Origin of the sequence: Parafrankia sp. FMc2 (genome assembly GCF_041008525.1) — a bacterium.
In the GTDB taxonomy this organism is placed as follows: Bacteria; Actinomycetota; Actinomycetes; order Frankiales; family Frankiaceae; genus Parafrankia.
In genome coordinates this window covers 1-12,574 of record NZ_JBFLUG010000175.1, presented here as the reverse complement: position 1 = coordinate 12,574, position 12,574 = coordinate 1, and the positions used below count along the sequence as shown (strand labels likewise).

Below are 12,574 nucleotides of genomic sequence, written 5' to 3'. Positions count from 1 at the left end.
AGATGTGGAGAAGAGACAGGGCCTGGCCACCCCCCGTGATCACCAACCCCGTGATCACGGGGGCGCTGAGAACGCCCCTGATGCGGGCAGGCCCCCGACGGCCGGGCCGCGCGGCGGGCAGGCCGAGGCCGCTGTGTCGGGCGGTCTGCTCGCCGCCCCACCGGTCCCACCCGTCCCCTCGCCCGGAGCCGGGCGGCACGTTCCCGACGAGGAGCTGGACGCCGCCCACAGCCAGGCCGTGGAGCTGCTCGAAGAGGAACGGTTCTCCCAGGCGGCCGATCTTCTCGCCGGCATCCTCCCCGCGGCCGCCGCCAGCCGCCCACCCGCGGACCCGCGGCTGCTGGACCTGCGCCGCACCCTCGCCGCGGCCTGGTTCTACGGCGGCGACTTCCGCCGTGCCCTCCCCGAGCTGGACCAGCTCGCGGGCATCCTCGCGGGCGTCCACGGCCCGCAGGACGAAGAGGCGATCAACTGCCGCCGCCAGGCCGCCTTCTGCCACGCCGAGCTCGGCGACTTCGATCGGGCCCTGGGCGATCTCCTGCGGCTCACCGAACCGTTTGTCGGCCGGTACGGACCCGACTCCGAGCCCGCGCTGACGCTGCGCCTGGACATCGCCCGGTTCCAGGCAGCCGCCGGTCACGCGACCGACGCGCAGGCGACCCTGCGCGACCTTCATGCGGACGCCGGCCGCCTCCTCGGCCGCCAGCACCCCATCACCCAGCAGGCCGCCGGCCTCCTCGCCCGCCTCCGACCGTCATCCGACGTCTGAGCATCAGGCCGGTGTCAGTTTCCCACGCCGAGGCCGGACATGAACGCGGTCGGGTACCGGTCGCCGCGGGCCGAGCCGGCCGGGACGGCTTTCTCGATCTCGGCGAGATCATCGGCGGTGAGGGTCAGGTCGAGGGCGGGCAGCGCCTCGGTCAGCCGCTCGCGGGTGCGGGCGCCCACCAGGGGCACGATGTCCGCGCCCTGGGCGGCCACCCAGGCGATGACCAGCTGGGCGACGGTGGCGCCCTTCGCCGCGGCGACCCGACGCAGTGCCTCCACCAGGGCGAGATTGTGTTCCACGTTTTCGCCGGCGAACCGCGGGCTGTGGGGGCGGAAATCACCGGGGTCGGTGACCTGGCCGGCGTTCCAGTGCCCGGAGATGAGCCCCCGGGCGAGGACCCCGTACGCGGTCAGGCCGATACCCAGCTCCCGCAGGGTGGGCAGGACGTCCGCCTCCACCGCCCGCGACACCAGCGAGTACTCGATCTGCAGGTCGGCGATCGGGTGTACGGCGTGCGCGCGGCGGAGCGTCTCGGCGTTGACCTCCGAGAGGCCGACGTGTCGCACGTGGCCGGCGTCGATCATCTCCTTGACTGCGCCCACGGTCTCCTCGATCGGGACGGCCGGGTCCAGCCGGGCCGGGCGGTAGATGTCGATGTGATCGGTGCCCAGCAGGGTCAGCGAGTAGGCCAGGAAGTTCCGCACCGCCTCGGGACGCCCGTCCATCCCGCCGAACCCGCCGCCCGGCCCCCGCAGCATGCCGAACTTGACGCTCAGGACGTAGCTGTCCCGGTCCCGGCCGCGTAGTGCCTCGCGGAGCAGCAGCTCGTTGTGGCCCATGCCGTAGAAGTCGCCGGTGTCGACGAGGGTGATGCCGGAGTCCAGGGCGGCGTGCACCGTGGCGATGCTCTCCGCGTCGTCGGACGTCCCGTAGGCGCCTGACATGCCCATCGCGCCCAGACCGAGCGCGCCGACGGCCGGTCCGGTGCTGCCGAGAGTTCGTGTCCGCATCGTGGTCTCCTTCATCGTCTGTTGGCCTCGTCTGCTGGCCTCGGCGCCGTCGTCGACCGTCGTGTCCGACTGTCGTCGGCTGTTGTCGACGTCCTCGTCCACCGTGGCCCGGCGACGGCGCGTCCGGGAGCGGAGCGTCCATCGTGGGAGTGCCACTCCCTGGCTGGACGCGCCGGGCCGAGGAAGCATGAAGCGATGGAACGTGACGAGCTCGCTGACTTCCTGCGCCGGCGCCGCGCGGCGATCCGCCCGGCCGAGGTGGGCCTGGCCGACGGCCCGCGGCGGCGCACCACCGGCCTGCGCCGGGAGGAGGTGGCCATGCTCGCGGGCATGTCGGTCGACTACGTGGTGCGGCTTGAGCAGGGCCGCAGCAGCCAGCCGTCCGTCCAGCTGCTGGGTGCGCTGGCCCGGGCGCTACGACTGTCCGACGACGAGCGTGACCACCTGTTCCACCTGGCCGGCCACCAGCCGCCGGCCGCCGACAGCACGGCCCGGCTGGCCCGCCTGGCCCGCGCCGGGCTGGTGCGCATGCTCGACCTGCTCGGTGACACCCCGGCCCTGGTGCTCTCCGACCTGGGCGAGATCCTCGCCCAGAACCGGGCGGGGATGCTGCTGGCAGGCGGCCTCTCCGACGTCGAGGGTGACCGGCGTTACCCGGTGTACCGCTGGTTCACCGAGGCTGCCGCCCGCGCTGTCAGCCCGCCGGAGGAGCATGAGCACCAGTCCCGTCAGCTCGTGGCCGACCTGCGGGCGACCGCGGGGCGGCGCGCCGGCGATCCTGAGGTCACCGGGCTCGTCGAGCGGCTGCGGGCCGCCAGTGCCGAGTTCCGCCGGCGCTGGGCCGAGCACGAGGTGGCGGTCCGGCGTGCCGACCGCAAGACGCTGCTGCACCCACGGGTGGGCCGTCTGCTGATGGACTGCGAAACCCTGGTTACTCCGGATCAGGGCCAGCAGCTGTTGGTCCTCACCCCGGCGGACGCCGAGACGCGCGAGCGGCTACAGCTGATGCTGGTCCTCGGCATCGAGGAGTTCCCCGCGGAGGGGACGGGCCGACCGCTCCGGTGACGCGGACGGGTCCAGGCAACGCGACACTGGACAGGTGACGAGGACAGAAGGCTTGTGGCGGTCATGATGAGCGCGGTTCTCCGGCGAGGTGTGTGGTCTTCGGACGGGGCCGGTCCCCGTCGCGTAGTCACGTCACGCCGTGGCTGACGCGGCCTCGTTCCCGTCATGGACGGCGCACCACGGCGGGGGCCGGCTGCTGGGGCGGGAGGCGGAACAGCGGCGGGTCGGGTCGCTGCTGGAGACGGCCCGCGGCGGCCGCGGGGGTGCGCTGCTGGTCTGCGGTGAGCCGGGCATCGGGAAGACGGCGCTGCTGGAGACGGCGGCGTCCGATGCCGTGTCCGAGGGCTTCCGGCTGCTGCGGGTGGACGGTTACGAGGCGGAGTCGGCGCTCCCGTTCGCCTCGGTGCACCGGTTGACGATTCCGTTCCGCGGGCATCTCCCGGTCCTTCCGGAGCGGCAGCAGCTGGCACTGCAGGTGGCGACCGGGGCGGTGGACGGCCCCCCGCCGGATCGGTATCTCGTCGGTCTCGGTGTGCTGGGCCTGCTGGCCTCGGCCTCCACGGCGCCGGCGGGCGAAGCGATCCCGGCCGGTGAAGCGGCGCCGCCGATCGTCTGCGTTGTCGATGACGCCCATCTCCTCGACGCGGAGTCGTTGGACGTGCTGGCCTTCGTGGCCCGTCGGCTCGAGGCGGAGCGCGTCGCGCTCGTGTTCGCCGCCCGTGACGAGTCGTGGGTGGCCGAGCGGATGGCCGGGCTGCCTGTGCTGCGGCTGGGCGGGCTGGGGACGGAGGCGGCGGTCCGGTTGCTGAGGTCGGCGTTGCGGGAGCCGATCGACGCGGCGGCGGCCGCGCGGATCGCTGACGCGACCGGGGGCAGCCCGCTTGCTCTGATCGACCTGGCGGACGAGCTGACCGTCCAGCAGCTGACCCGGTCGAGTGTCGCCGTGGAGCCGATCCCCGTCGGGAGCCGGCTGGAGGCTTGCTATCTGCGTCAGATCCGCGGGGCCGACCCGCGGCTGCAGGCGTGGCTGTTGGTCGCCGCCGCCGAGTCGACCGGTGACGTGGATCTGATCCGGGCCGCGGCCCGGCGGCTCGGTCTCGTCGACATTGTCGGCGACGAGGCGGAACTGGCTGGTCTGGTGGAGCTTGGTGCGTCGCTGAGTTTCCGGCATCCGCTGGTTCGGTCCGCGACGTACCACGGTGCGCCGGGTGCGGAGCGGCGGCGGGCGCACCGCGCGCTGTCCGCCGAGGCAGAGGCCAGGGGCATCGTGGAGCTGGCGGCCTGGCATGCCGCGAAGGCGACGGTCGGTACCGACGAGCAGGTCGCCGACCGGCTGGAACGGGTGGCGGATCTCGCGGGGCACCGCGGCGGGCTCATGTCCCGGGCCAGCGTCCTCACGCAGGCGGCGGCGCTGACGCCGCCCGGGCCGGCGAGGAACGGCCGGCTGGTCGCGGCGGCCGAGGCAGCGTTGGCGGCCGGTGCCGCCGGTCTGGCGAAGAGCCTGGCGAACGAGGTGGCCGACGTGGCCGAGGCGGGAGGCACCGGCGGAACGGGCAGGACGGGTGAGAAGGCACTGGCGGCGCTGGACCCGGTCACCCGCGGCCGGCTGACCAAGGTCCGGGTCGATCACACGTTCTTCACGGCCGGGCCGGCGGTCGTCCGCGGCGCGGCCGACATGCTCGCGGTGGCCGCGTGTTTCCGCGGGCATGACGTCGGCGCCGAGCAGGACGCGCTGCTTGACGCCTTCCACCGTGCGCTCGCCGTGGAGCGGGAGGGGCGGGAGGTCACCCTGCCCGTGCTGGGCCGGCGCCTCCTCGACGGCGCCGGGTTGGCGCACGGTGTCGCCGGAACGATTCTGCGTGCGCTGGGCACGTACATCCTGCGGCCCTACCGGGAGGCGGTGCCCGAGCTGCGTGCCGCCCTCGACGTCGTCAGCGGGCTCACCGGCGCCGATCTGATGAGGTACGGAGCGATCAGTATCGCGCTGACCACCGCGCTGTGGGACGAGACGGCGACGCGGGACATCCTGGAACGGACAGCCGCCGCGGCACGGGAGCGGGGTGCGCTGCCGGTGCTCGACACCACCCTGTGGATCCTGTCGCTGACCCTGCTGCACAGCGGGACGCCGCGGCTCGCGGACCAGTACGTCGAGCAGGTTCGCGAGCTGCGTCGCGCGATCGGCTACGACGCCGAGCATGTGGTCAACGTGGCGCTGCTGGCCTGGTCCGGGGGTCCGCGTGACCAGGTCGAGGCGGCCGCCGGCGCGGCCCGCGCGGCCGGCTTCGGCGGGGTGTACGCCTCCGGGGTGGGCGCGCTGGCCGTGCGGGACCTCGCCGAAGGTCGCTACGACGAGGCGTACACACGGTTGAAGCCTCTGGTGGACGACCCTTTCCTGCAGGTGACGCCGTTGGAGTACCCGGATTTCGTCGAGGCCGCCAGCCGCAGCGGACGTCTCGCCCAGGCGGTGGGGGTCGCGGCGCTTCTCGAGGACCTGGCGTCGGTCAACGGTTCGGTCTGGACCCGCGGCGCGGCCCAGCGGTCCCGGGCGTTGGTGTCCGACGACCACGAGGCCGAGGCGCACTACGCCGCGGCCGTCGCGACGTTCCGTCCGACGGTGCTGGCTCTCCAGCTGGGCCGGTCGCACCTGGTCTACGGCGAGTGGCTGCGGCGGGCCCGGCGGCGCCGGGAGGCCCGTGAGCACCTGCGCCAGGCGGTCGAGATCTTCGCGGACGCGGGCGCGCCCGCCTTCACCCACCGGGCCCGCACCGAGCTGGAGGCCACCGGGCAACGGCTGCCCGCGGGGCAGCCGCGCCGCGCTCTCGACCTGACTCCCCAGGAGGGGACGGTCGCTCGGCTCGCCGCCGCCGGCCGCACCAACGCGGAGATCAGCGCCACCATGTTCATCAGCACGAACACCGTCGACTACCACCTGCGCAAGATCTTCCAGAAGCTCGGCGTCACCTCCCGTCGGCAGCTCGCGAGCCGTCTCGAAGGGTCCTGACTGTTCGCGGCCGCGGTCATGGCTGCTCGCGGCCGCCTGGTCCGGCCGCCTGGTCCGACGGGCTGATCCGACGGGCTGTCCCGACTACGTGTGCCACGTGGTTCGCGCGGCGGCGCCGGGGATCCAGGGTGGGAGAAGGCGATGCCCGTCCACCGGAAACCGCACGGACCTCAGAGGAGAATCCGCCGTCATGCTGCAGTCGGGTGACGGCCGGGAGATGAGGCACGGCCAGGAGGTGGTGCACGGCCGGGACGCCGAGCTCGCCGTCCTCGAACGCCTCCTGGCGAACGCACGCGCCAACCGCGGCGCGGCGCTGGTCGTGCGGGGGCATGCCGGTATCGGCAAGACGATGCTGCTGACCGCCGCTCGCCGGTACGCCGCCGAGGCCGGGATGACGGTACTCACCACGAACGGCGCCGAGGCGGAGACGACGCTGCCGTTCGCCGGGCTGCACCAGCTGCTGGCCCCGCTGCTGCATGATCTGCGGGCGCTCACCCCGCGGTTGCAGCGCACGCTGCGCGGCGCCTTCGGCCAGGAGGACACCCGCCCCGACCTGTTCACGGTGGGGCTCGCGGTGCTCGAGCTGCTCGGCGACCAGGCGGCCCACACCCCGCTGCTCCTGCTGGTCGAGGATGCGCACTGGCTGGACCCGGAGACGCTCGACGTGCTGGTCTTCGTCGCCCGGCGCCTCACCGTCGAGCCGATCGCCGCGGTCATCGCGGTCCGCGCCCAGCACACCGACGTCCTCGCGGGCACCGGCACCGGCATCGGCCAGCTGCCTGTCGCGGAGCTGGATGACGACGCCGCGCGGCGGGTGCTGGCCGACCACGCTCCCGGCCTCGGCCCCGGGCTGCGGGAGCGCATCCTCGCCCAGGCCGCGGGCAATCCGCTCGCCCTCGTCGAGCTGCCCCGGTGCGTCACGGCGGACGTCCTCGACGACTCCCTGGAGCTGTTGCCGCTCAACGAGCGGCTGGAAGGCGCGTTCGCGGACCGGTTCGCCCAGCTGCCGCCGGCGTCCCGGGCGGTGGTCGCCGCGTTCTCCGCCGACACCGGCTGCCCGCTGCCGGCGCTGCTGGCCGCCGCGCGGGCACTGACCGGCGGTGAGGTGCCCGCGGAGAGCTTCCAGCCGGCGATCGACGCCGGTCTGCTGCAGATCCAGGCGCGCCGGCTGCGGTTCCGGCATCCTCTCATGCGGTCGGCGGTCTACCGGTCCGTCAGCGACTTCGCCCGGCTCACGGTCCACTCGGTGCTCGCCGACACGTTCGCCGACGACCCGGACCGTCGTGCCTGGCACCGCAGCGCGGCGACACTCGGGCCGGACGAGGACATCAGCGGCGAGCTGGAGGCGGCCGCCGTACGTGCCCTGGAGCGCGGGGCGCTCGGGGTGGCCGTCACCGACCTCGACCGTGCCTCGGAGCTCACCGGTGACCCCGCACGACGCTCCTCGCTCCTGCTGCGGGCCGCGGAGCTCGCCTCCCAGCTGCACGACCGCGGCGTCGCCGCGCAGCTCGTCGCGAAGGCCAGCCCGGCGCAGGGTGACCCGGTCGACCGCGGCCGGCTGGCGCTGGTCAGCGACATCGTCGAGCCCGGTGACGTGCGCGACACCGGTCGGATCGACGTCCTGTGCGACCTCGCCCTGGCGGCTCATGCCGCCGGCGACACGAACGTCGCGGCCATGCTGTGCTGGCGGGCCGCGTCGCGCTGCTGGTGGGCGAGCCTGCCGTCGGAGATCGGCGGACGGGTCACCGCCGTGCTCGCCAGGCTCGGCCTCGCCGACGACGACCCGCGGACCCTCGCGATCAGCGCCTACGCCCAGCCGGACGTGCTCGGTGCCGACGTGCTGCGCCAGCTGCCCACGCTGATCCCGGACCGCACCGACATCGACGCGATGCGGTTCCTCGGCGGGGCGGCCCTGGTCCTCGGCGACTTCGTCACCGCGTCGTCGTACATGGGTACGGCGGCCGCCGGGTACCGGGCGCAGGGCCGGGCGGCTCTGCTCGCGCGGACCCTGTCGTCCACGGGCTTCATCCGCCTGTGGCTCGGCCGGTGGCCGGCTGTCCGGGCCGACACGGAGGAGGCCGAGGCGCTCGCGGAGGAGACCGGCGACCACTTCTGGGTCGTCGCCGCCCGGGCCAGCCGGGCGTTGCACGAGGCGATGTGCGGCAACAGCGAGGCCGCGTTCCGGCTCGCCGACGACGTTCTGGCCAGCCCGCTCGTCGTCGGGGTGCGGTTCGCCGCCGAGGCCGCCCAGCACGCCCGCGGTGTCGCCGCGAATGCCGCCGGCCGCCACGACGAGGCCCTCGACCTGCTGATCCGCCTCTTCGACCCGTCCGACGCGACCTTCCATCTGGACATGTCGGGGTGGGCGTTGCCCGATCTCGCGGACGCAGCCGTCCGGTCGGGGCGTCAGGAGGAGGTGCGGGAGATCCTCGCCCGCGCGGAGGAGCGGGCGGCGCGGTTCCCGTCACCGGCGCTGCATCGCTCACTCGCCTACGCCGCCGCGGTGCTGGCGCCGGAACCGCGGGCGGCTGCGGCGTTCGCCCACGCCCTGGCCATGGACCTCGGGGACTGGCCGGTCCACCGCGCCCGGCTGGGTCTCGCCTACGGCTCCTGGCTGCGCCGGCGCCGGCGCATCCTCGAGTCGCGGGTGCCGCTGCGCGCCGCGCGGGACGGCTTCGACGCCCTCGGCGCCGCCGCCTGGGGTCGGCTGGCCCGTGAGGAGCTGCGCGCCGCGGGCGAGGAGAGCGCCGGCCGGTCGGCGCCGTCCGGCGAGACGCTCACCGCCCAGGAGCTGCAGACGGCGATGCTGGCCGCCGCCGGGCTCAGCAACCGGGAGATCGGCCAGCGGCTGTTCGTGTCACACCGCACGGTGAGCTCGCACCTCTACCGGATCTTCCCGAAGCTCGGCATCACCGCCCGCTCGCAGCTGCGGGAGGCCCTCGACGCGCTGCAGGCCCGGCCCCCGGCAACCGACGACCGCCCGTCCACGAACGACAGCCAGTCCACGAACCACAGCCCGCCCACCGACGACAGTCAACCTACGGATGCGTCCTCTCCGCCGTCCCTCCAGCCTGGGGCCGTGGTCTGAGCAGGGCCGCGACCGACACAGCACCGAGTGAGGACGACGCCGTTGAAGGACCTACGCGTGACGCACATCGGGGGCCCGACGACCCTCGTCGAGGTGGGCGGCTGGCGCATCCTCACCGACCCGACGTTCGACCCGCCGGGCCGGCGCTACTCGTTCGGCTGGGGCACCAGCTCGCGCAAGTGGACCGGTCCGGCCCTCGATCCCGACGAGATCGGGCCGGTCGACGCCGTCCTGCTCACCCATGACCACCATGCGGACAATCTCGACGAGCGCGGTCGCGCCCTGCTCGCCCAGGCACCGACGGTGATCACCACCCGCTCGGGGGCTCGGCGCCTCGGCGGCGAGGCACGCGGCCTGCGCCCGTGGATGCGGACCGAGCTCGACGCACCCGGCCGGCGGCGCATCACCGTCACCGCGACCCCGTGCCGGCACGGCCCGCCGCTGAGCCGCCCCGTCGCCGGCCCGGTGGTCGGGTTCGCGCTGCGGTGGGACGCCCAGGAACACGGCGTCTTCTGGATCACCGGTGACACGGTGCTGTTCCGGGGTGTCCGGCAGGTGCCGCTCCGGATGACGGTCGACACCGTGCTGCTGCATCTCGGCGCGGTCCGGTTCCCGCTCACCGGGCCGCTGCACTACAGCCTCACCGCGGCCGAGGCGGTCGAGCTGTGCACGCTCGCGAAGCCTCGCACGATCATCCCCGTGCACTACGAGGGCTGGTCGCACTTCAGCCAGGGGCGTGAGGCCGTCGAGCGGGCGTTCGCCGCCGCGCCGGACGGGCTCGGCGAGCGCCTGCACTGGCTGCCGCTGCGCCCGGCGGACCATCTCTGACCAGTCGCAGCTCGGAGCGAGGGCGCCGAACCCAGAAGCAGGCGCCGACACCCGATCCGCCCAGGACCGTCAACCTACCGATGCCGAGCCTGGCCGGTTTCCCGCACCGTGGTGCCACCTCGTCGCGCTTCCTCCCGAAGGGACCACGTCTTCGTGTCAACGACCCGCCGAACAGTGATTGCCGGATCCGCGGCAGCCGCGACCGGCGCCCTCGTCGGAGCACCCCTGGCCTCCGCCGCCTCCGCAGGAACCACGCCCACCACGGCCACCACGGCGGCCGCGGCGGCCCGGCCACCGGCCGCGGCCAGGCCGACGGTCGTGCTCGTGCACGGCGCCTTCGCCGACGCCTCCGGCTGGAACGAGGTCGCCCGTCTGCTGCAACGCGACGGTCACCGCGTCCTGGCGCCGGCGAACCCGCTGCGCAGCGTCTCCGCCGACGCGGCCTACCTCGCCAGCATCCTGGCGACGCTGCCCGGCCCGATCGTCCTGGTGGGCCACTCGTACGGCGGGATGGTCATCACCAACGCGGCGGTGGGCACCACGAACGTGAAGGCCCTGGTGTACGTGGCCGCGTTCGCGCCGGACCAGGGCGAGACCCTGCAGGGTCTGCAGCTGAAGTACCCGGGCAGCAGGCTCGGCGAGGCCGCGCTGGACTTCCGGCCCTACCCGACCCCCGACGGCGTCGGCAGCATCGACGGTTATGTGAAGACCGACGTGTTCCGCGACGTCTTCGCCGGCGACCTGCCCAGGGCGACGACGGACCTCATGGCTGCCGCCCAGCGTCCCGGCGACGTCCACACCCTGCAGGAGCCCTCCGGAACACCTGCCTGGAAGAGCATTCCCAGCTGGTACCTGGTCGCCCGCAACGACAACCTGATCCCGCCCGCCGCGCAGCGGTTCATGGCGAAGCGGGCCGGTGCGCGCATCACCGAGGTGGGCGCCTCGCACGTCGCCATGATCTCGCAGCCCCGCATCACCGCTGACGTCATCAGGTCCGCGGCCCGCTGACAGGAGGGCTCCTCATGTACATCACCGCCGCCGACGGCGCCAGGATCTTCTACAAGGACTGGGGCACCGGCCGCCCCGTCGTGCTGTCGCACGGCTGGCCGCTGAACTCCGACAGCTGGGAGGCGCAGGCGCTCTTCCTGGCCGGCCACGGCTACCGGGTCATCGCCCACGACCGCCGCGGCCACGGCCGGTCCACGCAGACCTGGCACGGCAACGAGATGGACACCTACGCCGACGACCTGGCCGCCGTCCTCGACACCCTCGACGTGCGCGACGCCACCCTGGTCGGGTTCTCCACCGGCGGCGGGGAGGTCGCCCGCTACATCGGCCGGCATGGAACCGCCCGGGTAGCCCAGGCGGTCCTGGTCTCCGCGGTGCCGCCGTTCATGCTGCGGACCGCCGACAACCCCGGCGGTGTGCCGGTCGAGGTCTTCGACGGAATCCGGGCCGGCTCGCTGGCGGACCGCTCCCAGACCTACCGCGACCTCGCCGACGGCCCGTTCTTCGGCAACAACCGGCCCGGCGCCGAGGTCTCCCAGGGCATCCGCGACGCGTTCTGGCTGCAGTCGATGGCCGCGGGCCACCACAATGCCTACGAGTGCATCGCCGCGTTCTCGGCCACCGACTTCCGCGGCGACCTCGCCGCGTTCGACGTCCCCACGCTCGTCATCCACGGCGACGACGACCAGGTCGTGCCGTTCGAGGTCGGCGGCATGGCCTCCTCGGCGCTGGTCAAGGAGGCCCGCCTGCTCGTCTACTGCGGGGCACCGCACGGCATCACCGACACCCACAAGCAGCAGCTCGGCGACGACCTGCTCGCGTTCCTCAAGGAGTACGACCGATGAGCACGATCGTCCTGATCCACGGCCTCTGGATGACGCCGCGCAGCTGGGAGCACTGGGTGCCCTACTACGAGGCGAAGGGGCACACCGTTCTCACCCCGGCCTACCCCGGCTTCGAGGTCGAGGTGGAGGCGCTGCGCGCCGACCCCACCCCCATCGCCACGGCCACGGTGCCCGACACCGTCGCCCACCTCGAGAAGATCATCACCGGACTGCCCGAGAAGCCGGTCCTCATGGGTCACTCGTTCGGCGGCACCCTCACCCAGCTGCTCCTCGACCGCGGCCACGGCGCCGCCGGCGTGGTCATCAACTCGGCCCCGCCGGAACGGATCCGCGTCAACCCGCCATCGCAGATCAAATCGTTGTTCCCGATCCTCAACAACCCGGCCAAACGTCACCAGGCCGCCGGATTCACCCCCGAGCAGTTCCACTACGCCTTCGCCAACACCCTGTCGGAAGCCGAGTCCCGCGCGGTCTACGACCGGTATGCGATCCCCGCCCCCGGCAGCTGGGTCTGGTCGTACGGACTGCTGGCCAACTTCACCCCTGGCAGGGGCGACACCTGGGTCGACTTCCACAACGAGAAGCGCGCGCCGCTGCTGTTCATCGCCGGCGGCGCCGACCACATCATGCCGCCGTCGGTGAACAGGTCGAACGCCCACCACTACAAGGCGGCCGGCACCGTCACCGACTACCACGAGTTCCCCGGCCGCTCCCACTGGACCTGCGCCGAACCCGGCTGGGAACAGGTCGCCGACCACGCTCTGGAGTGGGCACTGCGCCAGGCCGGATGACGAAGAAGACGCCGCGCCGCCCCTGAGACATCGCGGACGGTGCCTAGTGCAGCCGCGCGTAAGTCTTGCTGGCTTGGTTGGTGGTCATTCGGTCCAGGCGGTGGGGTCGCTGGCGTAGAGCCCGCAGGCGCAGTCGAGGGCCTGTTCGGGGGTGCCGGTGGGTTGCCCG

General features: G+C 73.5%; 8 protein-coding genes and 1 pseudogene. 8 read left to right on the top strand and 1 reads right to left on the bottom strand.

Annotated elements, in window-relative coordinates:
* A pseudogene (locus AB1460_RS32240) lies at positions 1-769 on the top strand (serine/threonine protein kinase); the annotation flags it as partial.
* A 14-nt stretch (positions 770-783) separates the two neighbouring features.
* Here the strand turns inward: AB1460_RS32240 and AB1460_RS32235 are convergent.
* Entirely contained in the window at positions 784-1,779 is a 996-nt protein-coding gene (locus tag AB1460_RS32235; RefSeq protein WP_368965900.1) for an aldo/keto reductase, read from the bottom strand.
* Positions 1,780-1,974: 195 nt separating this feature from the next.
* Here AB1460_RS32235 and AB1460_RS32230 point away from each other — a divergent pair, with 195 nt between their 5' ends.
* The 7 genes from AB1460_RS32230 (at position 1,975) to AB1460_RS32200 (ending at position 12,405) form a co-directional block, all read left to right on the top strand.
* Positions 1,975-2,844, top strand: coding sequence for a helix-turn-helix transcriptional regulator (locus tag AB1460_RS32230; protein WP_368965898.1), 870 nt, complete (start codon positions 1,975-1,977; stop codon positions 2,842-2,844).
* A gap of 139 nt (positions 2,845-2,983) precedes the next feature.
* A complete protein-coding gene (locus AB1460_RS32225) occupies positions 2,984-5,845 on the top strand; it encodes a helix-turn-helix transcriptional regulator (RefSeq protein WP_368965897.1) in 2,862 nt (953 codons plus the stop codon).
* Between the two features lie 190 nt (positions 5,846-6,035).
* A complete protein-coding gene (locus tag AB1460_RS32220; protein ID WP_368965895.1) occupies positions 6,036-8,933 on the top strand; it encodes a helix-turn-helix transcriptional regulator in 2,898 nt (965 codons plus the stop codon).
* A 42-nt stretch (positions 8,934-8,975) separates the two neighbouring features.
* On the top strand, positions 8,976-9,761 hold the full coding sequence (locus tag AB1460_RS32215) for an MBL fold metallo-hydrolase (RefSeq protein ID WP_368965893.1): 786 nt from the start codon (positions 8,976-8,978) through the stop codon (positions 9,759-9,761).
* A gap of 174 nt (positions 9,762-9,935) precedes the next feature.
* Positions 9,936-10,769, top strand: coding sequence for an alpha/beta fold hydrolase (locus AB1460_RS32210; RefSeq protein ID WP_368965891.1), 834 nt, complete (start codon positions 9,936-9,938; stop codon positions 10,767-10,769).
* A 14-nt stretch (positions 10,770-10,783) separates the two neighbouring features.
* On the top strand, positions 10,784-11,614 hold the full coding sequence (locus AB1460_RS32205) for an alpha/beta fold hydrolase (RefSeq protein WP_368965889.1): 831 nt from the start codon (positions 10,784-10,786) through the stop codon (positions 11,612-11,614).
* Positions 11,611-12,405 carry an alpha/beta hydrolase gene (locus AB1460_RS32200; RefSeq protein ID WP_368965887.1) on the top strand — a complete coding sequence of 265 codons (795 nt, stop codon included), beginning with the start codon at positions 11,611-11,613 and terminating at the stop codon, positions 12,403-12,405. The genes AB1460_RS32205 and AB1460_RS32200 overlap by 4 nt, the downstream gene beginning before the upstream one ends.
* The last annotated feature ends 169 nt before the right edge of the window (positions 12,406-12,574 follow it).